Origin of the sequence: Paenarthrobacter nitroguajacolicus, assembly GCF_051027655.1 — a bacterium.
Taxonomy (GTDB): Bacteria; Actinomycetota; Actinomycetes; order Actinomycetales; family Micrococcaceae; genus Arthrobacter; species Arthrobacter nitroguajacolicus.
In genome coordinates, this window is record NZ_CP073234.1 from 2,350,632 (window position 1) to 2,375,360 (window position 24,729).

Annotated in this window: 22 protein-coding genes; 11 read left to right on the forward strand and 11 right to left on the reverse strand. The window is 63.2% G+C overall.

The window, feature by feature from the left end; all coding sequences use genetic code 11:
- Positions 1 to 67 precede the first annotated feature (67 nt).
- Positions 68 to 2,725 carry an ATP-dependent helicase HrpB gene (gene hrpB, locus KCX59_RS11220; RefSeq protein WP_179016688.1) on the forward strand — a complete coding sequence of 886 codons (2,658 nt, stop codon included), beginning with the start codon at positions 68 to 70 and terminating at the stop codon, positions 2,723 to 2,725.
- A gap of 23 nt (positions 2,726 to 2,748) precedes the next feature.
- Here hrpB and KCX59_RS11225 read toward each other — a convergent pair whose 3' ends face one another.
- A complete protein-coding gene (locus KCX59_RS11225; RefSeq protein WP_179016687.1) occupies positions 2,749 to 4,383 on the reverse strand; it encodes an amidohydrolase in 1,635 nt (544 codons plus the stop codon).
- Positions 4,373 to 5,830, reverse strand: coding sequence for an APC family permease (locus tag KCX59_RS11230; protein WP_179016686.1), 1,458 nt, complete (start codon positions 5,828 to 5,830; stop codon positions 4,373 to 4,375). Before KCX59_RS11230 ends, KCX59_RS11225 begins: the two co-directional genes overlap by 11 nt.
- Positions 5,831 to 5,987: 157 nt before the next feature.
- Here KCX59_RS11230 and KCX59_RS11235 point away from each other — a divergent pair, with 157 nt between their 5' ends.
- From KCX59_RS11235 to KCX59_RS11245, 3 genes are all read left to right on the forward strand, one after another.
- The gene (locus KCX59_RS11235; RefSeq protein ID WP_091467282.1) at positions 5,988 to 6,605 is read left to right on the forward strand and encodes a TetR/AcrR family transcriptional regulator C-terminal domain-containing protein; all 618 of its coding nucleotides are present in this window, start codon (positions 5,988 to 5,990) and stop codon (positions 6,603 to 6,605) included.
- On the forward strand, positions 6,602 to 7,336 hold the full coding sequence (locus KCX59_RS11240) for a M50 family metallopeptidase (RefSeq protein WP_178993003.1): 735 nt from the start codon (positions 6,602 to 6,604) through the stop codon (positions 7,334 to 7,336). Before KCX59_RS11235 ends, KCX59_RS11240 begins: the two co-directional genes overlap by 4 nt.
- A gap of 161 nt (positions 7,337 to 7,497) precedes the next feature.
- A complete protein-coding gene (locus KCX59_RS11245) occupies positions 7,498 to 9,627 on the forward strand; it encodes an elongation factor G-like protein EF-G2 (protein ID WP_179016685.1) in 2,130 nt (709 codons plus the stop codon).
- Here KCX59_RS11245 and KCX59_RS11250 read toward each other — a convergent pair.
- Positions 9,624 to 10,289: an alpha/beta hydrolase family protein gene (locus KCX59_RS11250; RefSeq protein ID WP_179016684.1), complete on the reverse strand. Its 666-nt coding sequence runs from the start codon at positions 10,287 to 10,289 to the stop codon at positions 9,624 to 9,626. The genes KCX59_RS11245 and KCX59_RS11250 overlap by 4 nt on opposite strands.
- Before the next feature lie 75 nt (positions 10,290 to 10,364).
- On the opposite strand from KCX59_RS11250, the gene ligD reads away from it, so the two are divergent.
- Entirely contained in the window at positions 10,365 to 11,390 is a 1,026-nt protein-coding gene (gene ligD, locus KCX59_RS11255) for a non-homologous end-joining DNA ligase (protein WP_179016683.1), read from the forward strand.
- 27 nt (positions 11,391 to 11,417) lie between these two features.
- A complete protein-coding gene (locus KCX59_RS11260; RefSeq protein WP_179016682.1) occupies positions 11,418 to 12,605 on the forward strand; it encodes a serine hydrolase domain-containing protein in 1,188 nt (395 codons plus the stop codon).
- Positions 12,606 to 12,626: 21 nt separating this feature from the next.
- Here the strand turns inward: KCX59_RS11260 and KCX59_RS11265 are convergent, their stop codons facing one another.
- The 5 genes from KCX59_RS11265 to KCX59_RS11285 form a co-directional block, all read right to left on the reverse strand.
- A complete protein-coding gene (locus tag KCX59_RS11265; RefSeq protein WP_091467290.1) occupies positions 12,627 to 13,247 on the reverse strand; it encodes an L-threonylcarbamoyladenylate synthase in 621 nt (206 codons plus the stop codon).
- A gap of 20 nt (positions 13,248 to 13,267) precedes the next feature.
- The gene (locus KCX59_RS11270) at positions 13,268 to 14,134 is read right to left on the reverse strand and encodes an ABC transporter permease (protein WP_179016681.1); all 867 of its coding nucleotides are present in this window, start codon (positions 14,132 to 14,134) and stop codon (positions 13,268 to 13,270) included.
- Positions 14,124 to 15,140, reverse strand: a complete 1,017-nt coding sequence (locus KCX59_RS11275; RefSeq protein WP_179016680.1) for an ABC transporter ATP-binding protein — start codon at positions 15,138 to 15,140, stop codon at positions 14,124 to 14,126. The genes KCX59_RS11270 and KCX59_RS11275 overlap by 11 nt, the downstream gene beginning before the upstream one ends.
- Positions 15,137 to 16,261 carry a LolA family protein gene (locus tag KCX59_RS11280; RefSeq protein WP_179016692.1) on the reverse strand — a complete coding sequence of 375 codons (1,125 nt, stop codon included), beginning with the start codon at positions 16,259 to 16,261 and terminating at the stop codon, positions 15,137 to 15,139. The genes KCX59_RS11275 and KCX59_RS11280 overlap by 4 nt, the downstream gene beginning before the upstream one ends.
- Positions 16,262 to 16,353: 92 nt before the next feature.
- A complete protein-coding gene (locus tag KCX59_RS11285; RefSeq protein ID WP_179016679.1) occupies positions 16,354 to 17,262 on the reverse strand; it encodes an N-acetylglucosamine kinase in 909 nt (302 codons plus the stop codon).
- 180 nt (positions 17,263 to 17,442) lie between these two features.
- On the opposite strand from KCX59_RS11285, the gene KCX59_RS11290 reads away from it, so the two are divergent.
- Positions 17,443 to 18,165, forward strand: a complete 723-nt coding sequence (locus KCX59_RS11290) for a GntR family transcriptional regulator (protein ID WP_179016678.1) — start codon at positions 17,443 to 17,445, stop codon at positions 18,163 to 18,165.
- On the opposite strand, the gene KCX59_RS11295 is transcribed toward KCX59_RS11290, so the two are convergent.
- The 3 genes from KCX59_RS11295 to kynA are packed head-to-tail and all read right to left on the reverse strand — an operon-like array spanning position 18,162 to position 21,214.
- Positions 18,162 to 19,082 carry a PaaX family transcriptional regulator gene (locus KCX59_RS11295; RefSeq protein WP_256871323.1) on the reverse strand — a complete coding sequence of 307 codons (921 nt, stop codon included), beginning with the start codon at positions 19,080 to 19,082 and terminating at the stop codon, positions 18,162 to 18,164. The genes KCX59_RS11290 and KCX59_RS11295 overlap by 4 nt on opposite strands.
- Complete coding sequence (locus tag KCX59_RS11300) at positions 19,060 to 20,298, reverse strand: kynureninase (protein WP_179016677.1); 1,239 nt, start codon at positions 20,296 to 20,298, stop codon at positions 19,060 to 19,062. The genes KCX59_RS11295 and KCX59_RS11300 overlap by 23 nt, the downstream gene beginning before the upstream one ends.
- 46 nt (positions 20,299 to 20,344) lie before the next feature.
- Positions 20,345 to 21,214 carry a tryptophan 2,3-dioxygenase gene (gene kynA / locus KCX59_RS11305; protein WP_178993013.1) on the reverse strand — a complete coding sequence of 290 codons (870 nt, stop codon included), beginning with the start codon at positions 21,212 to 21,214 and terminating at the stop codon, positions 20,345 to 20,347.
- A 143-nt stretch (positions 21,215 to 21,357) separates the two neighbouring features.
- On the opposite strand from kynA, the gene KCX59_RS11310 reads away from it, so the two are divergent.
- The 4 genes from KCX59_RS11310 (at position 21,358) to KCX59_RS11325 (ending at position 24,705) form a co-directional block, all read left to right on the forward strand.
- Positions 21,358 to 21,876: an HAD domain-containing protein gene (locus tag KCX59_RS11310; protein ID WP_178993014.1), complete on the forward strand. Its 519-nt coding sequence runs from the start codon at positions 21,358 to 21,360 to the stop codon at positions 21,874 to 21,876.
- Between the two features lie 181 nt (positions 21,877 to 22,057).
- Positions 22,058 to 23,263, forward strand: a complete 1,206-nt coding sequence (locus KCX59_RS11315; protein ID WP_178993015.1) for an inorganic phosphate transporter — start codon at positions 22,058 to 22,060, stop codon at positions 23,261 to 23,263.
- On the forward strand, positions 23,260 to 23,481 hold the full coding sequence (locus KCX59_RS11320) for a hypothetical protein (protein WP_091467309.1): 222 nt from the start codon (positions 23,260 to 23,262) through the stop codon (positions 23,479 to 23,481). The genes KCX59_RS11315 and KCX59_RS11320 overlap by 4 nt, the downstream gene beginning before the upstream one ends.
- 96 nt (positions 23,482 to 23,577) lie before the next feature.
- Positions 23,578 to 24,705 (forward strand): hypothetical protein, encoded by a 1,128-nt coding sequence (locus KCX59_RS11325; protein ID WP_179016676.1) that lies wholly within the window; start codon positions 23,578 to 23,580, stop codon positions 24,703 to 24,705.
- Positions 24,706 to 24,729: the final 24 nt, after the last annotated feature.

Below are 24,729 nucleotides of genomic sequence, written 5' to 3' on the forward strand. Positions count from 1 at the left end.
AGAAAGGCCACGCCCCCGTCTATGGGGCGTGGCCTTTCCTGCACCATGCAGCAGGGACAATGGTCTGGTGACTTTCAGACTGGACACCATCGGTACGGGACTGGTCTTTGCGGAATCCCTCGCCAAGCTTGCTACCGCCTTGCATGACCAAGGCGACGGCGGCACAGGAGTCGGCGGAACGGCAGTAGTCCAGGCGCCGCCCGGCACAGGAAAAACCACACTGGTTCCACCCCTGCTCGCCAATCTCGTGTCCGAACAGAACCCGGGCCAACCACGGGTCGTCGTCACTCAACCACGGCGTGTAGCCGCCCGCTCAGCCGCACGCCGCCTGGCCACGTTGGACGGAAGCCGCGTGGGTGGAAGGGTGGGCTACACCGTCCGAGGTGAAAGCAAAGTCAGCCCGAACACCGTCGTCGAATTCGTCACGCCTGGCATTCTCCTTCGACGTCTTCTGGCTGACCCCGGCCTTGAAGACGTCCACGCCGTGGTCCTGGATGAGGTCCACGAACGTGGACTCGAAACGGATCTCCTGGTCGGCATGCTCGCGGAGGTTCGTGAGTTGCGCGGTGACCTCACGCTGGTGGCCATGTCGGCAACCCTCGACGCCCCACGTTTCGCAGAGCTGCTTGGGACAGGGCTCGACGGCGGTGGGCCGGCTCCCGTCGTCGACTGCCCTTCCGCGCTGTACCCGTTGGAGGTCCAGTGGGCTCCGGCCCGGGAGCATCGACTGGATACCCGCGGCGTATCCCGAGTTTTCCTTGATCATGTGGCCCACACGGCTGCGACATCCCACGCAGCGGCCCTGAGCCGGAATCCCGAGGTAGACGCACTGGTTTTCCTCCCGGGAGCCCGGGAAGTTTCCGACGTCGCCACTCGTCTTCGCGGGCAGCTGCCACAAGGTGTGGAGGTGCTCGAGCTACACGGACAGATAGGTCCGGAAGCCCAGGACCGGGCAGTATCCGGCCGTGAACCCGGCGGGCCGCCCCGGATCATTGTGTCCACATCGTTGGCTGAATCGTCCCTGACCGTTCCCGGCGTACGGTTGGTCATCGATTCCGGCCTTTCAAGGGAACCACGACGGGACGCCGGCCGCGGAATGTCCGGCCTCGTGACCGTCTCCTGTTCGCGTGCTTCGGCAGATCAACGCGCCGGTCGCGCAGCGAGACAAGGACCGGGCACGGTGGTTCGCTGCTATGACCAGCAAGCCTATGCTGCAGCTCCGGCACATCAGACCCCCGAAATCTCCGTTGCGGACCTCACCAGCGCTGCCTTGGTCCTTGCCTGCTGGGGCGCGCCCGGCGGTTCAGGATTGCAGCTGCCGGACGCACCACCAGCCGCGGCCATAAACGATGCCGTGGAGGTCCTCCGCGAACTGGGTGCTGTTACACGCGACGGAACAGTCACTGCCGCGGGTAAGACCCTGGCGCGCATCCCAGCCGACCCCCGGCTCGCCCGTGCCTTGTTGGATGGATCGGCTGTTGTGGGCCAACGCGCAGCGGCTGAAACAGTAGCACTCGTTGCCGGCGATCAAAGGGCACCCGGCGCTGACCTCACGAAGCTGCTTACGGCGCTGCATTCGGGATCAGATCCGGGCGCCCGACGTTTCGCGGAAGACGTCAGGCGGATGGAGTCGTTGATACAGGAGGAGACGCGGGTACGGCAGGAGGTTGCCGCCGTCGTGCATCCCACACCGCCTGCCGGTGTCACGGCGAGGGAAGCGCCCGGTTTTGTGGTGGCGTTGGCTTTCCCTGACCGCGTGGCCAGGCGTGTACCCGGCGATGGATCCTCCACGTACTTGCTCTCGTCAGGGACGCGGGCCGGGCTCCCCACTGGCAGTTCACTGTCCGGGCACGATTGGCTCGCAGTTGCCGAGGTGTCGCGCGCCCAGGGGCGTGATGCCGCGGGCACCGGCGCGGTCATCCGTTCCGCCGCGCCCTTGTCGCTTGAAATGGCGGAAGCTGCCGCGCCGGATCTCCTCACGGAGACGGTGCGGGCGAAGTTTGACCAGGGCCGGGTAATGGCCAGGCTGGAGCGCCGTATGGGAGCCATCGTCTTGTCCTCGACGCCCATCCGTCCCAGCGCCGAGTCCGGGCGTCATGCCGTTTCCGAGGCGTTGGCGAAGGCAGGTTTGTCCATGATCGGCTGGTCGACCGCAGCTGATGCCCTGCGCCGCCGCCTTGCATTGCTGCACCGCGTGCTCGGAAGTCCCTGGCCCGACGTCCGCGAAGCCGCGCTGCTGTCCACGCTGGAGGACTGGCTGGGCCCGGAGCTGGAAGCGATTGCCGCCGGAGCCCGGGTGAGTTCCATCAACCTCTTCGACCCTTTGAGGCGCCTGCTCCCATGGCCGGAGGCTGCCCGGCTCGAAGCCCTCGTGCCGGAGCGCTTGGCGGTGCCGAGTGGTTCGCGTGTCCGGATCGACTACCCCGAGGTTTCGGACAGCAGCGGCGGTGGTCACGACGACGGCCGCCCCGTTGTGGCGGTCAAGCTTCAGGAATGCTTCGGTTGGGACCGCACGCCGCGTCTCGTGGAGGGTAGGGTCCCCGTGCTGTTTCACTTGCTGTCCCCGGCAGGAAGGCCGCTGGCCGTCACGGATGATCTCGCCTCTTTTTGGTCCGGTCCCTACTCCCAGGTTCGGGCCGAGATGCGTGGGCGTTACCCCAGGCATCCCTGGCCCGAAGACCCGTGGGCCGCACCGGCCACGGCCAGGACGAAGAACAGGATGTAGCCGCTCGTCCCCGGAAAGGCTGGTTAAGCCTGCCGCTCCAACATGAACTGGATTTCCCCGTCTACGAACGTTCCGAGCACGCTGCTTGCGGCAAATTCGTCCGGGGCAGTGGTCAGGGGATCGAGCTCGAACGCCGTGAAATCGGCGCGCTTGCCCACGGTAATGGAGCCCGAAACGTCCCACTGGCCTGCAGCTTTCGCTGCGTGGGAGGTGTATCCCTCCAGAGCTTGGAGCGCTGTGAGGGCTTGTGACGGTGCGATGGGCTCCTGCTCCGGATTGCCCGAACGACGGCGCAACTGGGCGTCCGCGATGATTGGAAGCGGCTCGTAGGGCGCGATCGGCCAGTCAGAGCCGATACCCAGAGTCACTCCGGCGTCGCGAAGATCACGGCAGCGCCATGCCCGGTCGGCCCGCTCCGAGCCAAGGCGCGTAGACCAGTTGTCGCTGTGATCGGCAAGTGAGTAGTGGGTGCAATGGGTCGGCTGCATGCTGGCCACCACGCCTGCGCCCTTGAAGCGTGCCACCAGCTCATCGGGCACTGTTTCAATGTGCTCGATCCTGTGGACGGTTCGGTGCAGGATGTCGGCAGGAACGTTGTTTCGCAGCGATTCCAAGGCCTCCAATACATGGTCCACCCCGGCATCGCCGATAGCGTGTGTGGCTGTGGGAATTCCGCGGGAGGCAAAGTACCGGACGGCGGCTGAGTATTCCTCGGGCCGCGGCCAGAACGGTGCGGTGGATTGGCCGTGAATATCAGCTTCGTAGAGCCAGGCTGTTCCGTTGTCCACGGTGCCATCGACGAAGAGCTTAATGGCCTCAATGGACCAGCGCCGGCCGCCGGTGCCGATGCTGCGGGCCAACTCTTTCCATTCGGCTTCACCACTGCCCGGCATGCACCACGGCGCGGCCCGAAGCCGCAGCGGGAGTTCGCCGTCCGCCTCCAGTGCCTGGAAGAGTGCGGTGGATTCCTCGCTGTGGTCCATGATGTGGCCGCCAGTCAGGCCCGAGCGGGCGAAGTCCCCCAGGAGCTCGGCGAGTCGCGTTTTGCGTTGGGCGAAGGACTCTTGCGGGATGTGTCGCTGCACCAATTCCATGGCCGCAGCTTCGAGCAGGAGCCCCGTGGGAACGCCGTCCGCGTCGCAGACCACCTCAGAGGCTTGGTCGAATTCGAATCGGCCATGGACTCCGGCCAGTTCCAGGGCGCGGCTGTTTGCCAATGCCGAATGACCATCGAACAAGCGAATAAGCGCGGGCTGGTCCCCGGTGACGGTGTCCAGCACACTGCGGTGCAACGGTACAGTTCCGAAAGCGTTCGGGTTCAGTCCCCATCCACGCAACCAGCCGCCGTCGTCTGCTGCTTCTGCGCTCAGAAGTGTGAAGACTTCATCCAGCGACGTAGCGGCGGCGAGGTCGACGCCGATTGTCAGGTCCAAGCCGAACACCGGGTGCATATGGCAGTCCACCAAACCGGGCGTGAGCGTCGCGTTACCGAGGTCCACCACCCGTGTGTCCGCCTGTTGCCAGTCCTTGGCGTCTTGGCGGCTGCCGACGGCGGTGATCAACCCGCCGCTGACGGCGACGGCCTGGACCGACTGGTCCTGGTGTCGTTCATCCATCGTGTGAATGGTGTCGGCAAGGACAATGAGGTCAGGAGTCATGGGTTTCAAAGCTTCCAATCCGGGCAAAGACGTCGGGGCGGGTGGTGCGAAGCCTGCGGGCAATCAGAAGGCCGGCAAGGAAAACAACGGGCGCGACCAGGAGCAAAATGGTGTTGGTCAGCGCATCCGCAAAGGTGAGGAGTTCGATGTTGATGGCGATCAGTGCCACCACGCCGAACAGCAGGACGGCGGAGGTCACACTCAGGGGGATGAGGAAACGGTGCGTGGCCGCGGCGGGGTTGCGCCGCAAGTAGATGAATGCAGCTACCGACACCAGGCCCTGCAGGGCCACGATCCCGAAGATGCCCGGCGTGTTGACCCAGATGAGCAGCTGCTTGTAGGGATCCGCACCGGCGATGGCACAAATGCTGATGACGACGGCGGCGAGAATGGACTGGATCTGCCCTGCACGGTGCGGGGATTTGTACTTGGGGTGGGTCCTGCCGAGGAACGCGGGGAGCACGCCGTCTTTGGCGAGCATGTATACGTAGCGGTTGATGGCGTTGTGGAAAGCCAGTTGGGAGGCGTAAACGCTGGTCACGATCAGCACGTACATGACGACTTCCGCCCATGGGCCCACGTACTGGTTGATGGTGGCAAAGAACATTCCATCGGCCAGCTCCCCGGCGGCAACAACCACGTTTCCATCGCCGTAGGCCTGGATGACGGTCCACACAATGAAGGCGTAGAACACGGACATGAAACCCACTGCGATGTAGGTTGCCCGGGGAACGGACTTGTCTGGATTACGCGCTTCGCGGCGGTACAGCACGGTGGATTCGAAGCCCATGAAGGCAGCAAAGCAGACAGCCAGGATGGCCAGAACACCCGGAGTGAAGGCATGCTCGGGGGAGAACGAGGCGAAACTGATGCCTTCAGCGCCGCCACGTGCAAGGATTCCGAAGCCCATGATGGCCAGGATCGCAGTCTCGGCGATAAGCAGGACGCCGAGGACTTTCGCGCCAACATCGATGCCCCGGTATCCCAGGAACCAGACGGCCGCGATTGCTACCAAAGCGACGGCAGGCCAGGGCACGTCCCAGCCGAAGAGTGCGAGCAGCATGGCTTGGGTTTGGACGGCGAACAATCCGTAGACGCCGATTTGCAGGCAGTTATAGGACACGATCGCAAGGATGGCTGCGGCCAGGCCCACGGTTTTGCCCATGGCCAAGGTGATGTAGGTGTAGAAGCCGCCAGCGGCCTTGACGTGTTTGGTCATGGCCATGAAGGAGACGGCGAAGACCAGCAGGACCGCTCCGGCAATGGCGTAGCCCATGGGGGCGCCTATGCCCCCAACGCCGATGGCTACAGGTGCCACGCCGGCCATCACGGTAAGGGGAGCTGCCGCGGAGATCACCAGGAAGGCGATGCCGCCGGTGCCTATGGCGTTGCGCTTGAGCCCATTCCCGGCGTCTGCTGCCGGAGGTCGGGTTTCGAGGTCAGACATGGGGATCCTCTGGGGTGTTTGGGGGGAGTTTTCAGGAGAAGCCGAACTTTAAGCGAAAGGCTTTCGTTTATCGTAAGTCCTTGTGACCCGGGGCACAATACCTCGACGCAAACTTCTGGCTAGAGTCGTAACAACAACCTTGAATGGAGACACCCGCATGGCACGCCCGTTGGTCCCGCTGATATCGATTGATGCACTCGTCACCGCTGCCCTTGAGCTGGTGGATGAGGCAGGGGACTTCAGCCTGCCAAAACTTGCCAAGCGGATCGGCGTGAGCCAGTCCTCCATCTACAACCACGTCAGTGGGCGGGAGGAGATCCTCGAACTCATGCGTGGCCGGATCATCTCCGAGAGCCCCTACATCCTGGAGGACGAGCAAGATTGGGAGGCGTCACTTCGCGCTATTGTCAGGAGTTATCGAGACGCCTTTGCCCGCCATCCAAAACTCGCGCCCCTGCTGGTCCTCCAAACCGTCCAGGACGCACAGGTCATGGCCCTCTACGAGAACCTGGCAGTGGCCCTCGAAGCCGCGGGATTCCGCGGGCGGGACGTGATGTCGGCAATTTCCACCATAGACAGTTTCGCCCTGGGCTTCGCCTTGGACCTGGCAGCACCCGACGTCGTCTGGGCGCCACCGGCGCAGGGGTACCCCGCCCTCACCAGCGCCTTGGCTCACGCCGGCCCCACCAGTGAGCGAGGCGAGGCGGCTTTCGACTTCGGACTCGAGATCCTCATTGCCGGCCTGCATTCCCGTCTTCAGCCGTCAGTGCTGTGAATTTCGCGCAAAACTGGTGGGAAGCAGTGGTCCGCGGCTTCACCGACACGCACACCACCGCCGTGCCCCTACCGGCCCTGCTGGGCATCCTCGCATGCGCCGTCGTCCTGAGCATCCCTCGCGCAACGTGGAGGTGGTTCGGCCTCTACGTCACTTTCGTCCATGAGCTGGGGCATGCCTACGCCGCACTCATGACTGGGCGCTTTGTCCATGGGCTCCGGATCGGCCTCGACCATTCGGGGCGCCTTGTCAGCAGTGGCCGGAGCGCGTTCGGGGCAGCGTGGTCCGGGTTTTGGGGCTATCCCGCACCGGCGGTCGTCGGGTTGTGCCTGATCGCAGCCTTCGCCTCTGGCCGGTCGGGTGCAGCCATGTCCATCGGTGCTTTGATCCTGCTGGTTTCGCTCATCTTCCTCAGAAACCTCACCGGAATCCTGGTGGCCGTGTTGAGCGCTGCCATCGCGCAGCTCCTGGTTCTGTTTGCGACGCCCGCAGTAGTCAACTATGTAGTCCTGGCGCTCGGCGTCGCCCTGTCCGTGGGCGGTGTTCGGGATCTGCTCAAACTTGCCGGTGTGCACACCCGACGCCGCGACCGCTTGGCTGCCTCTGATGCCTTTATTCTTGGCCGCACCACGGGCGTCCCGGCGTTCGTCTGGCTGGCTGGATTCACGGTGGTGATCACCGGATGCGCGGTAGCGTCGGTGTGGTTGTTGTGGGGGATGCTGACCGTTTAACGCGGTGGTTGACCGTCGCTTTCAGGGCCCGACGGCGATTCTCCGGCTTTCGTCGCCGCGAGGCCTTGCCCTGTGGTCGCCTCAGGGTGTCCAATCCTCTTTAACGTTCGAACTGGATGTGTTCGGACACGGTGCCGGGATACAAACACCAGGAGGTGCCCATGTCCGCGAAGGGCCCGCGCGAAACAGCAAAGGGAACCGGACCTGGCGCAACCGATACCAGGCGCGGTGACAATGGAGCTGCCTTGGCGGTGCACGATCCAGCAAAAATCCGGAACGTGGCACTCGTGGGACATTCGGGTGCGGGCAAATCGATGCTGGTGGAGGCCTTACTGGCCGCAACAGGTGCCATCACCCGCATGGGCTCCATCAGCGAAGGCACCACTGTCAGTGATTCGGACCCCTCCGCGATCCATCAGCAACGCTCAGTCACGTTGTCCGTAGCGCCGATTCTTGTGGGGGACATCAAGGTCAACCTGATCGACACCCCCGGCTACACCGACTTCACCGGCGAACTGCGCGCTGGGTTGAGGGCCGCGGACGCGGCCCTTTTCGTTGTGTCCGCTGTTGATGGCATTGACGGTGCCACCGTTGCGTTGTGGGGCGAGTGCGAGAAAATCCGAATGCCGCGTGCGGTGGTAGTCAGCAAACTGGACCATCCGCGCGCTGACTTCAGTGCCGCCGTCGTGCGTTGCCAGGAAGCGTTCGGTGAATCTGTTCTCCCGCTGTATCTACCGGCCGTGGGCAACGCCGGACTCATCGGCGTACTCCACGGCACAGATAATTCCCACGGCACAGAGAAGGGGGAGCTGGACCCGGCTTCGGGTGTCGAAGCAGCAAGGGGACCCCTGATCGAGGGAATCATCGCTGAGAGCGAAGACGAAACGCTCATGGACAGGTACCTTGGCGGTGAAGAACTGCCCCTCGCGGACCTCATCGACGATCTTGAAACTGCAGTGGCACGGGGCAGCTTCTTCCCGGTGATGCCGACGTCGTCCGAAACAGGCCTGGGACTTCCGGAACTGATGGCACTGTTGACGGATGCTTTGCCATCGCCGTTGGAACGCATCGCCCCGGCGGTGATGGAACTCGACGGCTCCTCACTGAAGCCTTTGCCGTGTGACCCGGCCGGACGACTTGCCGCAGAAGTAGTGCGAACCACCGTAGATCCATTCCTCGGCCGTGTCTGCTTGGTGCGGGTCTTTTCAGGGACCCTGCGGGAAGACTCTGCGATCCATATCGGTGGCAGGGGTTTGGCGGATCGGGGGCACGAGGACCACGACGCCGATGAACGCATCACCCATCTCTATTCGCCCGTGGGTTCGAGCCTGAAAGCCATTCCGCAGTGCCTTGCCGGTGACATCTGCGCCATCAGCAAGCTGGCCAGCGCGGAGACAGGGGACTCGGTCTCCGCCCGTGAGGCGCCGCTGTTGATCGAAACCTGGAACATGCCCGAGCCTTTGATGCCTGTAGCTATTGAAGGGGCATCGCGCAGTGATGAGGACGCTCTGGCCAAGAGCATCGGTAAGGTGGCAGCTGCCGATCCGACGCTTCGTTTGGAACGCAACCAGGACACGCACCAGCTCATCCTGTGGTGCATGGGGGAGGCCCACGCCGAGGTTGTCCTGGACAGGCTGCGGAGCCAGGGCGTCAAACTCCAGACCGTGGATGTCATCACGCCCCTCAGGGAAACTTTTGCCACCAAGGCAACCGGACATGGGCGGCACGTCAAGCAATCCGGCGGCCACGGACAATTCGCCATCTGTGACATTGAGGTGGAGCCACTGGCCCGGGGTGAGGGTTTTGAGTTCACCGACAAGATCGTGGGCGGGGCAATCCCCGGGACGTTTGTCACATCCGTCGAGAAGGGCGTCCGCTCACAAATGCTGAAGGGTGTCTCAGCCGGATTCCCGGTGGTGGACATCAAGGTGACGCTGGTAGGTGGAAAAACCCATAGCGTGGACTCATCCGACGCAGCCTTCCAGTCGGCCGGCGCGTTGGCCCTGAGGGAAGCTGCGGCCAGCGCCAGGATCCAGCTGCTGGAACCCGTCTCATCCGTTGTCATCAGCGTTCCCGACGAATTCGTGGGCGCGGTGATGAGTGATATGTCCGGACGCCGGGGGCGTGTGACCGGCACTACCGCCGCTGAGGGTGAAGGAACGGAAATCAGTGCCGAAGTGCCGGACCAGGAGCTCCTGCGGTACGCGATAGAACTCCGTGCCCTCACTGCAGGCACGGGCCGTTTTCGCCGGTCCTTCCTTCGCCACGAACCTCTGCCGAAGCAGGCCTAGGCGTTTGCCCGCAGGAAAGCAGCAACCGCCGGGGCAAGCGACGCCCCAACCTCGGCCGCCCCACGTTTCAGGCCCTTGACCGCGAACGAATGGTCACCGCCCTCACTCCACTGGAGTGTCGCCGTCGGGCCTATCTTCGCCACCACTGCCTCCAGCAGTTCCGGCGTAGCGAACGTATCGCGTGTTCCTTGGAGGAAGAGCATGGGCACAGTGACGCCGTAGAGGTGTTCATCCCGCAGTTTCTCCGGCTTGCCGGGTGCGTGGAGCGGATAACCGAGGTACACCAAACCCCGTGCGGGCATGCCCTCGGCAACTGCCATGGAAGCCATACGTCCACCAAAGGATTTACCCGCTGCCCAAAGGGGTTCCCCTTCGCCTAGCTCAGCTGCTTTGTCCATCACTGCCCGCCATGTAGCGATGGCCAGGGGCGGGCGGTCCGGGAAACGCCGGCCAGCCTCCCGGTAGGGAAAGTTGAAGCGCAACGTGGACACGCCTTCGTCGGCCATTGCCCCAGCGAAACCCTCCAGGAACGGGTGTTCCATTCCGGCTCCCGCCCCGTGTGCCACAACAAGGGTAGCGAAGGGCATCGGGGGCCGAATGTGAAGGGCTGACACTTCGATTTCACCGACGGCGATGGTCACGGATGTTTCAATGTTTGGCATGCATCCATCATTGCCCACGACACCAAAACGCATCGGGTGCTGACGCGCAAGGCTTAAACGCGGTAGCTTGTGGCCATGGCGAGCGAAGCAACCACCGTGAGTGTCCCTGGTCCTGACGGCCCCCGCGAGGTCAGGATTTCGAGTCCAAGCCGGGTGATGTGGCCTGAAGCCGGACTGACCAAGCTGGACCTTGCCAACTACCTCATTGACGTCGGCGAGGCTTTCGTGACGGCAAACGGGAACCGGCCGATCAGCCTCCAGCGCTACTCGGGGAACATCGAGGGCGAGATGTTCTTCTCCAAGAATCCGCCCAAAGGCGCCCCGGAGTACGTCCGTTCAGTGCCCGTGACCTACCCCAGCGCACGTTCACACCCCCAGCTGGTGATCGACGAGCCAGCCGTTGCCGTGTGGGCCGCGCAAATGAACACTGTGGTATTCCACCCCTGGGCGTCCCGGGCCAACGATCCCGACAATCCCGACCAGCTCAGGATCGACTTGGATCCCCAACCCGGCACAGACTTCGACGACGCCATACCGGCTGCGCTGGAACTGCGCTCCGTGCTGGAAGAAGCCGGACTCACGGCGTTCATCAAAACCTCCGGCAACCGGGGACTCCACGTGTATGCACCTATCCATCCCAAGCATGAATTCCTCGACGTACGCCACGCCGTGATCGCCGCTGGACGCGAGTTGGAGCGGCGAATGCCGGAGAAGGTCACTACGGCTTGGTGGAAAGAAGAACGCGGGACCAGGATTTTCGTGGACTTCAATCAAGCCAACAGGGATCGGACCATTGCCGGGGCGTATAGTCCACGTGCCGTACCTACGGCCCAGGTGTCCTGCCCGTTGACGTGGGACGAACTGGAGAGCGCCGATCCTGCGAAATACACCATTAAGACAGTTCCGGATCGATTGGCTAAAGTAGGCGACCCCTGGGAATCCATGCACCATCACCCGGGTGACATCGACGTCCTGCTCAAGTGGTGGGAGCGCGACGTCAAGAACGGTCAGGGCGAAATGCCCTTCCCACCGGAATTCCCCAAGATGCCGGGCGAACCCATGCGCGTGCAGCCGAGCCGGGCACGCACACCGGAGGAGTAGGCCGCAGAAACTGCAGCGGGAGTACGTATGCCGCGACGTCCAGCGAGAGGGTTACGGACTACCGCCCTCAAATGCGGCTGGCTTGCCAGCGCATTGGTGCTCAGCGGTTTCTTCCTCAGCGCGTGCACCGAAACCCCCGAACCACAGCCGATTCAGCCCACCACCGCGATGGCGCCCCCGCCGGCAACAACTGCTCAAGCTTCGACGCCGGCCCCTCCTGCCGCACCCACGCTTACCACTTCTCCGGCGCCCACGGAGAGCATTGCAACCACCCCTGCGTTCCAGGAGCTCCGCGCCACTCTGGAGCTCTTCTCGCGGGAGAAGCTCGAAGAAGGGGCGTCTGCCGTCCTCATCAAAGCCAAGGTGGGCCAGCAGGAATGGACGCTCGCGGAAGGAGTCTTGAGCCGGGAGCGACAGGCCGTTGTACAGTCGGGTGACCGTTTCCCTGTGGGTGAACAGTTCCGGACCTTCTTGGCTGTTTCCGTGATGAAGCTCGCGGAAGAGGGCCGGCTGGGTTTGGACGACCCCGTCACCGCGTACCTTCCCGGAGCCCTCACGGCAAATAGTCCCGTGACGATCCGCCAGCTTCTTGGCGACGCCGCTGACGTACCTGCCGCTGGCCTGCCCGCCGCGGCACTCAATGCTGATGCCCTGCTGGGCCGGGTAGTGGAGCAGCTTCGAGGTGCGCCGCTGGGGGCTGTGTTGCGAACGGACGTCCTGACGCCCTTGAATCTCAAATCCACGGATTTCCTGATTGCCAACTCCACTGTCCCCGATGACGTCATCCACGGATATGTCCAGTTGGAGGGAGAAACCGTGGACGTTACCGGCACCGGGCTCCCTGACGGGATCTCCAACGGAGGTCTGGTATCCACAGTGCAGGACATCCTGGCCTTCCAAGCCGCGCTGCTAAGGGGTCAGTTGTTGTCCCCGGCGAGCCTCATTGCCATGAAGGGCACGGTGTTTGCCGACTATGGCCTCGGCTTGGACCACTGGGATGACCGCTGCACCAACGGCTTCTACTACGGCCATGCAGGCGACATTCCAGGGTACGGAAGCATTGCCATCAGCAGCGCCGATGGCAACCGCCAGCTGTCCGTTTTCATGGCCTACCCGCCGCAGCCTGTGTCGCCCAAGCCGTCAGCCCTGGCACTGGAAATGACTGGCGTTGCACAAGTCGCCCTGAATTCCGGGTGCCGCTTTCAATTCAGGTGACTGTCAATGACGGTAAGGCGCCTATTCGAAGCGCGAGGGATCGCCGGTTCCGTACCGCACAACCTCGGCCACGCCGCTGGAAAAGTCGATCACGGTGGTTGGTTCTGAGCCGGTGTCGCCAGCATCGATGACGCCATCCACCTGGTTGTCCAAGCGCTCCTTGATTTCCCATCCCTGGGTCAACGGTTCTTCCTCATCCGGCAGTAGGAGCGTGCTGGAGAGCAAGGGCTCGCCGAGCTCGGCCAAGAGCGCCTGGACCACCCGATGATCCGGAATGCGCACACCCACGGTTTTCTTCTTGGGGTGCAGGAGCCGCTTGGGAACCTCACGGGTTGCCGGGAGGATGAACGTGTAGCTGCCGGGCGTGACGGCCTTGATGCTCCTGAAGATATCGTTGTCCAACATCACGAACTGCCCCATCTGGGCGAAGTCCTTGCACACCAGGGTGAAGTGGTGTTTGTCGTCCAACTGCCTGATGGTCCTGATGCGGTCCAATGCTTCCCTGTTGCCGATCTGTGCGCCAAGCGCGTAACAGGAGTCGGTAGGGTAGGCGATCAGGCCGCCCCCTTGGAGCATGTTCACCACTTGGCCGATGGCGCGTGGTTGGGGATCTTCCGGGTGCACATCAAAGAATCTGGCCATGGAAAGAGCCTACGACAAAGCTATGACAAGACGTCCTTGTTGGAGAATTTTGCGTACGCCAGCGCGCCGCAAACGGCGATGTACCCGGCTTGGAGGAGGGTGTTTTCACCGAACGACGTCCACGAAATGGGCTGCCGCAGCAGATCCGCGAACCCCAGCCAGTGATGGCTGAACAGCCACGGGTGCAGCCATTCAAGCTGGGGCAGGTTGTCGAGCACCTGGGACACCACAGAGAGCACGATGGTGGCAGCCATGGCGCCCACCGGCACGTCCGTGAAGGTGGAGATCAGTAGACCGATTGCGGAGAGTCCCAGGAGGGACACCGTGATGTAGGCAGCGATCAGCAACGATCTTAACGCCGACTCGCCCACGCTGATGGTGTCACCTGACAGCAAAGTCACCGGACCTACAGGAAAAAGTACGACGCCGGCCAAGGCGCCGGACGCTGCCACGGTGGCCGTAGCGGCGAAACAGAAAGCGACGGCCCCTGCATACTTCACCAGCAGCAGACGAATCCGCCCTGCCGGGGCAAGGAGCAGGTATCGCAAGGTTCCCAGGTTCGCCTCCCCGGCGATGGTATCCCCGGCCACCACGCCGACGGTGAGGGGAAGGAACAAAGGAACGCACACCACCAAGGCCGTGACTGCGACGAACAGGCCGTTCTGGGTGATGCGGTCAAGGAACAGTGGCCCGCGGCCAGGAGCTGTGGGCCGGGACGACAACTTGACGGCAACTGCGATCAAAACAGGTACGGCGGCGAGGGCGATCAGCATGGCCCACGTCCGGAGCCGCCTGAACAGCACGGACAATTCTGAGCCCAGGAGCGCCCATCCGATGCCGGGGCGAACGGCAGTCTCTTGGGGAGGACCAGCAGGTTCAGCCGACAACGTCGAACCCCTCCCCGGTGAGGGAAACAAAACGCTCTTCCAGGCTCGCGTTCTCCACTGTGAAACCACGGACCCGGACACCCTCAGCCACCAAAGCAGCCACGAGCGTCTCCGGCTCGCGCCCATTGATCCCGGTGCCCAACACTGCGGTGGTTCCCCACGGACTGCCGGTTCCCGGCGCTTCACCGGGGACCAGGCCGAGCCGCGTCAGCACTCGGGACGCCAATTCGACGTCGGGCGTTTGCACCACCACATGTGCCTGCCCGGCCGCTCGCAGCTCCTCCAAGGGCCCCTGTGCCACCAAGCGCCCGGCGCTCATCACGCCCACATGGGTACACATCTGTTCCACCTCGGCAAGCAAGTGGCTGGACACGAACACCGTGGCCCCGCCCGCGGCGAGGGAGCGCACCAGGTTACGGACTTCACGGGTGCCTTGGGGATCCAGACCATTGGTTGGTTCATCCAGAACCAGGAGCTCCCGCGGCCTGAGCATTGCGTTCGCCAAGCCGAGGCGCTGCTTCATGCCCAAAGAGTAAGCGCGGACCTTCTTGCCGGCGGCGTGGCCCAGCCCTACCCTTTCAAGCGCGTCGTGCACACGTTGCCGTCTGGTTGACCACGACCCATGACGGTCAGCCGCATCCAAGCGCATCAAGTTTCCCGTCCCCGAAAGGAAAGGGTAGAAGCCGGGACCTTCCACTAAAGCGCCGACGTCCGGCAGCACGGTAGCCAAAGCTTGAGGCATCTCCTTGCCAAGGACACGGATGTCACCACTGCTTGCCGATGCCAGGCCCAGCAGCACCCGGATGGTGGTGGTCTTCCCCGAACCATTCGGTCCCAGGAAGCCGAACACCGAGCCGCGGGGTACCTCAAGGTCAATGCCATCCACAGCCGACCGGTGACCGAACCGCTTTACGAGTCCGTGCGTTTCTATGGCGGGATCAGACGAGCGGACGGGAGTCGCGCGCCCGGTTGCACCAACAGAGGCGGCTGTCGGGGGTTTGTTCACTGGGCGGCAGCGGCTGACTGGAGCCGTTCCAAAGGCACCATGCCCGCATAGACGCGACCGTCGTCGAGAATCAACACGCTCAGCAGCGACGTCGTCAAGGCCCGGCCGCCGCCAACAGGCTGCAGGGCTTGGGAAAGCTGGGGATTGGACGTGAGCTCAGCAGGAGCAGAACCCGCGGGCAGGGAGATCACGGAATCCCAACCTTTGCCGGTGACGGACGCTCCGGGACCGCGCACCTCTGGTTCCGCTACAGCAGGATCGGGTACCGGCGTGGACGGCATGGCCATGGTAGGCACTGGCTTCACAGGCAATACCTTCTCAGTGACGGTGGCACCGGGCGGCGCGGTGAAATTGAACAACTCAGCATCCGGCGTGGAAAGGTCCAACTGGGTGTACGCGAGTGAATAGGCTGGTTCGGCCTGTCCGTTGGCCCGCACCTCGACACCCAGAGGCAAACCGGTCTCGGAGTCCACGTCGATGGTCACCGAATCAACCAGGGTTTCGGTACTGCGTGGGTTAAGGACCAGAGAGTAGGCGCTGCGTCCCGCCACTGTTGACGACTCAGAAGCGGTCACCTCCGTACTGGCATCGACCGCTGCCAGGAAACGGCTGGCCATTGCCTCCGGCGTCGGCATGTCCGGCGCACTCATGTCCGGCGGGAGCATGCGTGGCTCGTACTTCTCAGGCACGGTCGGTTTGGCGGGTGCGCTCAGATGGGTTGCGCTGTTGTCCCTCGAGTTGTAGAACCAGGCATCTCCGCCATTGATGACCACGTCACGTTCGGCCATCTGGTCCAGAACTTGCAGCCGTGCCCGCAAAGGTCCATCCACATAGACCCTGGCCGTGTGGGAGCCGGTCAGAAACTCCAAGGCAGAGACGGCGCCCGGGGCGATGCCCGGACCTGATGTGGGAACTTCCGGCAACCCCAGCTCGGCGGTTTGCTCCACAGTGCCGGAAAACGCGCGCACCTCGGTGCGCGCGATCATGGCCAGGATTTCTTCAGCGGCCTTCGGCGGAAGGGAAACGGTGGCGCCGGCTTGGACCGAGCCAAACAGCACTGCAATCGCCAAGGCAAAGGGAATCAACAGAGCCGGCAGCCACCGCTGCCTGGTCCGCGCCAATGCTACCAACCACCGATCGTGAGAGGCATGAATCCAGACTACTCCGGTTGGCGGCGCCGATCACCTGCCCGGTTACTCCCTGGTCAGTTGAATTACTCCTGGACCAGCTGCCGGGCCAATTCCACTGCACCATGGACCGGGGGCTGAGCCAGGATCCGGATCAAGGACGGATCTTCCAAGGACATCTTGCGCGCCACGGCGGCGGCGAGCTGGCTCTGATTCACTAACAGGGCGCCGGCCATGACCAACGGCAGGTCCAATCCGAGCTCACCCATGACTTGTCGGGCAAGCGTAGCCAGCGAGTGCGCGGCCTCTGCCTGGATACGCAACGCCGCAGGATCCCCCTCCGCTGCCAGGTCCAGGACCAGCGGGGCCAAACCGGCCCAATGGTCAGGTTCGGGCTTGGCGTAGAAGGAGTCCATGAGCTGCAAAGCATCCACATTGGCTGTAGCCGCCATGAGTGCTCTGACCAGGGTGCCGGGTTCCAGCCCCGCATAGTACTCGCGAAGTGCCTCGCGGACTGCGTCGCGCACCACCGAGTAGCCTCCGCCTTCATCGCCCAGCAGGTACCCGTAACCTCCGCTGCGGGCTTCCCGGCCCTCGCGGTTGCGGCCCCACGCCACCGATCCGGTGCCCGCGACAACCACGGCTCCGGCGTCGAGGCCTGCTGCCGCCAGCACAATGCGGGTGTCATGCACCACGTCGATCCTGGCGCGGGGGAAATGTTCCGTGAGCAAGGCGGACAGAACTGCACGACTTGCCGGGGTGTCCGCTCCGGCGGCTCCGGCACATACAGCCTCGATACCGCCACCCACACTTGCGGCGATCCGGCGCAGCACGGCATCAGCGCCTTGGTGCCCGACAGAGGACAGATTGGCGCTGGCTTCGGTGATTTCGACGCCGGAGCCACCCTGGGAGTCCGTGTCGTCGTGTGCAGTATCGGACCTGACAGCGTGCGTCTTGGAGCCGCCTATGTGGAGGCCAAGAACAGCGGGAGTCACAGGATCTCCGCCGACTTGGTGGTGTTCCTCTGCTGTATTTCCTCCAACTGACGTCCCTTCGTTTCGGGTGCGAACTTTCGTATAAGTGACGGTCTTCGGAAGCGGTTCCGGAGCGGGTACAGACCAACTCGATCAACATTGGCATAGACCAATGGTGTTGTCCATAAGTAGGATGCCACTATGTCCAGCGAAGTCGAGCACGCAACGCCCAAATACTACCTCCTGAAAACCGAGGTACTCGGGCTGATAGCCGGGCTCCAACCGGGCACGCTGATTCCCACCGAACGCGCCCTTGCCGAAAAGTACACCACCTCCCGGACCACTGTCAGGCAGGCCATCAGCGAGCTTGTGGCGGAAGGGAAGCTGGGGCGCATCCAAGGACACGGCACCTTCGTGGCGCCCCCAAAGGTGACGCACCTCCGGCAGCTGACGTCTTTTTCGGATGACGCCCGGAGCCAGGGCCTGCGGCCGGATTCCACGCTGGTTGCCCTCGACGTCCTTCGATCTGATGCGGAGGTCGCCGCCCATCTGGGGGTAGACCAAGGTGACCCGGTGACCCGGCTGGAGCGCATCCGATTAATTGAGGGGGAGCCGTTGGCGCATGAGATCGCATGGCTTCCCGGGAGGTTGCCGCGATTCAAGTCCAATCTGGCCACGACGGGCTCGCTGTATTCCGTTCTTGCGGACGTCTACGGAGTCAAGGTGGCCGACGTTGAGGACACGGTGGAGACATCCCTCGCCGGTCCGGCGGACGTCAGGCTGCTGGGAATCGAAATGGGAACACCATTGCTGGTGGTCCACCGCCTGGCCCGTGATGCGGCCGGCGCGCCGGTGGAGTGGACCCGCAGTGCATTTCGCGGCGACAGATTCCGGTTCGTGTCCCGTGTGAAGTCAGGGGGCTAAACGAGCCTCAGGAAATGGCAGCCCCGGCGGTTTTCCCGCAAGGTGTTGCGCACAAACTCCGCGCTCGGTTCCGCATAGGCGGCGACGAGTCGGCCGAACAAGGCAGTGCCCTCTGCTCCGGGCCAGTCCGCAGGCAGCAAGGCCGACGGCAGGCCAGGGTCAAGGTAGGGAATGATCCGCCATCGGTCGATGCACTGGACATAGGTAGCAAACGCCTCGGGGGAGGGCTCCATGGCTTGGCCGGCATGCCGCGGAAGCTCGCCGTTGCTGTTGCTGTTAGTGTGCTGACGAATGAAGTCCCTATGCAGCTCAGCTACCGCTTCCAGGTCCCACCATTTGGACGCAGCATCCTGAAGGCTGCCACCCACCAATGGAGTTGCCGCCACAAAGATCGTGGCCATGCTACGGAGATCAAGGTCGGCAAGAATTTCTTCCACTTCCACCCGAAGCGAATCAGGGCAAATCCACAGTCCGGCGGCTACCGTACCGCAGCCGATCCAGTGGAGCCTGCGCCGTAGCTGATGCCGCTTCTCGCGCTCCGTCTCGGGGATGGAGAAGGAGATCAGGCACCAGGGATCCGACACTGACATGCTGCGGGGGTTATAGATCCGGCGATCCCCGCGGGCTAGCATGGTTGCAGCGCCCTCGGTGAGGGTGAACCCGGGGACACCATCGCGGTTCTCCTGCACCACCACGTCCTTCTTGCGGAGCCGTCCCAGAGCCGTCCGGGTCACTGTTCCGGAGGTGCCCAGGGCTTCCATGAGGGTCACCATGTCCTTGGTTGACATCCACCCGCCGGCATCTCGCAGATACAGGCCGATGACGGTGCGCAGAAGCGACGTCGTACTCCCGGGGCGGGAGTCCATGTCGTCCAGGACGGCACTCATTTCCGGCTCACAGAAGGTCCGAGAGGACATCGCGGATGGCTGCGATTCCCAGCTCAACCTCGGCGTAGCTTGTACTCAACGGTGACAGGCCGATGCGCAGGCCGTGAGGGGGACGGAAGTCGGGGATGACACCCTTTTCCCACAGCTTGGCGGTGACATCGGCGAAGAGCGGGTGGTCCACTGTGATGTGCGAGCCACGTTCGGCGGGATTGCGGGGACTCACGATTTCCGCACCAAGCGGGACCAGGAGTTCCTCGGAAAGCGCGATCGCGTACTCGGTCAGTTTGATCGACTTCTCACGGACGGCATCCATTCCCACGGTGGCGATCAATTCCACCATGTCCTTGAGGGGCTGCATGGCCAACACCGGAGGCGTTCCCGTGATGAACCTGCGCATGCCCTGCGCGGGCTTGTACGAGTCAGTCATCCCGAACGGGTTGTCCGCACCCATCCAACCCCAGATGGGCTGCTGCAAACGATCCTGCTGTGACGCGTTGACGTAGGCGAAGGCCGGTGAGCCCGGTCCGCCGTTGAGGTACTTATAGGTGCATCCTACGGCAAGGTCAACGCCCCATTCGTCCAGGTTCAGAGGCACGGAGCCAACGGAGTGGCACAGGTCCCACAACATCAAGGCGCCGGCTTGGTGCACCTTGGCTGTGATTCCCTTGGCATCGGCCAGGAATCCGGAGCGGTAGGCCACATGGCTAAGGACCACGACGGCGGTCCGCTCGCCCAGCAACCCGTCCAGATCTTCCGCGCACACACCGCTGGCAGGGTTCGCGGCGATCCATTTGATGTTCGCCCCGCGCTCCTTGGCGATGCCCTCGATGATGAACCGGTCAGTTGGGAAGTTGTCCCGGTCGATGATGATTTCGTCGCGACCCGGCTGGGCATCCACTGCGGCGCGGATCATCTTGTACAGCATCACCGAGGTTGAGTCACCCACCGTGGTCTGTCCCGGAGCAGCGCCAAGGGCCACTTTGCCGATGCGGTCACCCACGACGGTGGGCTCGTCCATCCATTGTTCGTCCCAGCCGCGGATGAGGCGGCTGCCCCAGGCGTCGTGAACGAAGGAAGCCAGATTCGCGGAGGTGACCTTCAGCGGGCGTCCGAGGGAGTTGCCGTCCAGATATGAGACGAGCTGATCGGCGTCGGGCGTGTAAAACGCCTCACGCTGGGCGGCGAGGGGATCAGCGGCGTCCAGCTCGGCCGACGTCGGCTTTTGGGTCTGCTGTGCTGTGGTCATGGTTCCTCCTGCGGAAGTGTGTGGCGGCCCTGGCCGGGCGGAGTTGCTAGTTGCCGATTTCGGTTCGGACGGCGTAGAGCTCGGGGAAGAAGGTGAGGTCCAAGGCGCGCTTCAGGAAGTCCACGCCGGACGATCCGCCGGTACCTACCTTGAAGCCGATGGTGCGTTGGACCGTCCGGAGGTGGCGGAAGCGCCAGGCTTGGAAGTTGTCCTCAATGTCCACCAGGTCTTCGCAGGCTTCGTAGAGGCCCCACGGGGTGTCGTCCGATTCGTAGATCTTCTGGAAGATGGGGACGAGGTCTTTGCGGAACGTCCACGGCTCGCTGGTGTCCCGGTCAAGAATGTCGGACGGAATGTCGTAGCCGGCTCGCGCAAGGACCCTGAGGAAGGCGTCATACAGCGTGGGCTCCTCAAGGAGCTTTCCGAGCAATGCGTGAGCCTCGGGTTCACTTTCGAAGACCCGCAACATTCCACGGTTCTTGTTGCCGAGCAGGAATTCAACGCCGCGGTATTGGTACGACTGGAAGCCGGACGAGCTCCCCAGGAAACCGCGGAACTGAGCGTACTCACGGGGTGTGAGCGTTCCAAGCACCGACCATTGCTCGGTCATGGTGCGTTGGATTGCCTTTACCCGGGCGATGCACTTGAGTGCCTTGCCGAGGTTGTCGGCATCGAAAAGCCGCCGGGCTTCCAGCAACTCGTGCAGAACCAGCTTCAGCCAGAGCTCACTGGTCTGGTGCTGGATGATGAACAGCAACTCATCGTGGTGTTCGGGTTCGCTGAGGGGGTGCTGGGAGCTGAGCAGGTGGTCAAGGTCCAGATATCCGCCGTACGACATTGCATGCCGGAAATCCGTACGGACTGTGTCCTCGATATCCCGGACGCTTTGGGCGGAATGAACTGTGGGCTTTTCCATACTTCGAGATTATCACTTCCATGACGCACGTCAAGAGAATGATTTATCCAGTCTCCCGATGCTCATCCGTTTCCGGCGATCCGCTTCTCCTGCCCCGCTCTCCCGTAGGCTGATTCACAACCGTTGGGGAAGGGGGAGTGGCCATGGATGCCAGCCAAGGTGCCACTGCGCCAGTGTCCGTGTATCTGGACGTCGACGGCGTGGTGAACCCCTTCAGTCCGGTCGGAACCACTGACTGGGGTGGCGAATGGAGCATCGCTGACGCAGGGATCCTTGATGTCGCCTATGCGCCGGAAGTTGTTGCCGAACTCAATGATTTGGCGGACCATCCAGCTGCGCGCTTTGTCTGGCTTACTACGTGGGAACGCCTGGCCCCGGAGTTTTTGTGCCCTGCCATTGGCTTGAATGGCCATGACTGGCCCGTGCTGTCCAGTCAAGGTTGGGATGAGGGCCCGGAGTGGTGGAAGCTGACGGCCCTCCAAAAGGATCTGGCCGCCATCGGCAGCGAGCGGATCATTTGGCTTGACGACCAACTCAGCCAGGAGTCCGATGCCCGGTCTTGGGCCGAATACCAGCAGGACCGTGTGCTTTGCATCTCACCGGATCCCCGCAAGGGCCTGTCCCGTCGCGACCTCGCGTCCGTACGGGCTTACCTGGGCTGAGGCGGAGCATCTGCACGTTTGTCCGCTCACCGGATGCCACGTAGGATTCTTAAGGTTTCAAGCCCGCCAGAGTGAATCCCGCAAGCCAAGTCAGTTGAACAATTGCTGAACTATGCTGTGGATGGCAGGTATGGGGAAGTGAAACTGCTGAACGTCGACGACTCTGCAGATTGGGCAACAGGTGGATATCACCTTCATGGTCGCGCTGGTAATAGCGTTGGCCCTATTCTTTGATTTCACCAACGGGTTCCACGACACCGCCAATGCGATGGCTACGCCCATCGCTACAGGGGCGATCAAGCCCAAGACGGCAGTCGCCCTGGCCGCCGTGCTCAACCTCGTAGGCGCGTTCCTCTCCACGGAAGTGGCCAAGACCATTTCCGGCGGACTGATCCGGGAAGGCTCGGACGGAATCCACATCACGCCGGACATTATCTTTGCCGGCCTCATGGGGGCCGTCCTCTGGAACATGATTACCTGGCTCAAGGGCCTGCCGTCGAGTTCCTCACACGCTCTTTTCGGCGGTCTCATCGGCGCAGCAGTGGTGGGCATCGGCCTGCATTCCATCAACTTCGAGACCGTGCTCCAGAAGGTGATCCTGCCCGCTATCTTCGCTCCGCTCATCGCAGGCCTTGTGGCGTACATCTGTACCCGCCTCGCGTATGCCTTGACTTCGCGGCATGATCCCGAAACCGGTGACAAGCTCACGCAGAAACGCGGCGGCTTCCGCACCGGCCAGATCTTCACCTCAAGCCTGGTGGCCCTCGCGCACGGTACCAATGACGCCCAGAAGACCATGGGCATCATCACCTTGGTCCTCATCGCCGGAGGCACGCAGGCACCGGGAAGCGGTCCGCAGTTCTGGGTCATCGCCGCCTGCGCGTTCGCCATCGCCATCGGAACCTACGCTGGTGGCTGGCGCATCATCCGCACCATGGGCTCGGGCCTCACCGAAGTAAAGCCGGCTCAGGGTTTTTCCGCTGAAACCAGCACCGCCTCGGCCATCCTGGCCTCTTCCCACTTGGGCTTTGCCCTCTCCACTACACAGGTTGCCTCAGGCTCGGTCATCGGCTCAGGCCTCGGCCGCAAGGGCACATCCGTCCGATGGGGCACCGCTGGAAAGATCGCCCTGGGATGGTTGTTCACCCTCCCGGCCTCCGCTATCGTCGGCGCCCTCACAGCTCTCCTGGTGAGCATCGGCGTCGTAGGCGTCGTCATCGCCGCAGTGGTGGGAACTGTCGCGGTCCTGTTCATGTTCGTCGTTTCCCGCCGGTCGCACGTTGGCCACCACAACGCCGTCGAGGTTGAAGAAGCCGGCCACGCCGTGCGGTTCCGTAAGAAGAAGAAGTCCCGAAAGACCACCCCCAGCGAGGATGTGCAGCGATGAAATGGTTGGAATTGCTGCAGGTGGGCGGAGTAACGCTCGTGGCCGCAGTGACTTTGGTCGTGCTCTACTCATTGGGCGTTCGCCTGACGGCCATCGCCGGTGACGCCCGGCAGAAGTCGCCCGCCCTGGTGCGCTCCCTGGCATTCGTTTGCTTTGGCTTCTGTGCACTGGCCGTTCTTTTCGGCATCTACTTGATCGTGCCCTATTTCGGGAAGTAAGCCCCTTTCTAGCCGTCAGGTCCGTTCGGGAGAATAATCAGCAGTGTAGTTATGCACATAGCTGCGTTGTTTTAATCCGGCAGATGTGGGGCTGTGATGACGTGCCGATCCCGGGAGCATCTCATCGGACTGGCGCTGGTTCCGGTCCTGATGCTTGGACTTTCGGCGTGCCTTCCTCCTGAAAACGACGGTCTCCCGCCTGGCTCGACCTCCGCCTCGCCACCGGCGACCACACCGTCGCAGGCCAGCACGGCTCAGGCCGGCACGACACAATCGGGTACGACACAACCGACCCAGGCAGAGGGCGCCCCGTCATCGGACGCCGCCACAGAAGCCACCCCGTCAGGCACCAACTCCGCGGACGCCACGACCGCAACACCCGAACCCACCGCCGTCGACCCTACACGCGGCTCCAGCACCACTACTCAACAGCAGGAGACTCCGGGCCCCCAGGTCCCTTCCCAGAGTCCCACCGTGGTGAGTTGGGTGCCCACGGGACCCATCGGTCCGAATGATCCAGCCCCGGGCCAGCGCTATCTCCTGCTCCAGCAGTTCCAATGCGATGCCTTGGCCCAAAGCGTGGCAGGGGCAGCAGACGCGGCCGTCTGGCTGGCGGGTGCCGCCGTCTGCCGTGCCCTTCAGACCGGAAGCCAAGAGGACTGGCAGCGGGCAACCGCCGCCGTCGCCAACACCCCACGGATCCCGCAACGGCAGTGCCTTGAGTTCAGGGTTGCCGCCACGTCAGCATCTGTGGTGGCGCAGTACCGGAGCAATCCCGGCGGCATCTTCAAAGCGGAACAGTCGCCGGGAGAAGCCTGCCCCCGGCAATTGCTCGGGCTGACCGTGGTGGACGGGGACTTGCGGCCCGTCACCGGGTCGACCCGCGCCTCAGGTCCCAGGGCCGGTGGCACGATTGTCCGCTTGGACGGTTACTACGTGCGGGTAGGAGAGGTCCTGTTCGACGGTGTCCCCACAGCCCCGGACGTCGTGGCCGGGGGAGGGGACTACCAGGCGTTGTACTTGCGGATGCCCGCGGCCGAAGGCAGGGACGCCATCCGGATATCCATCACGGACACGGCGGATGTCGCCGGAACGGTGACCTTCTTCTATGACGATTCCGGCAACACCCCAAGTCCGCCGGATGACGCTGCAACACCACCGGATTCCAAACGAGCCGGTGAAACACCCGCCGTTAAGCGGAGCAGTAAGTCTGCCGCTGACTAGTCCGGGGTCATGTCCTAGTCTGGG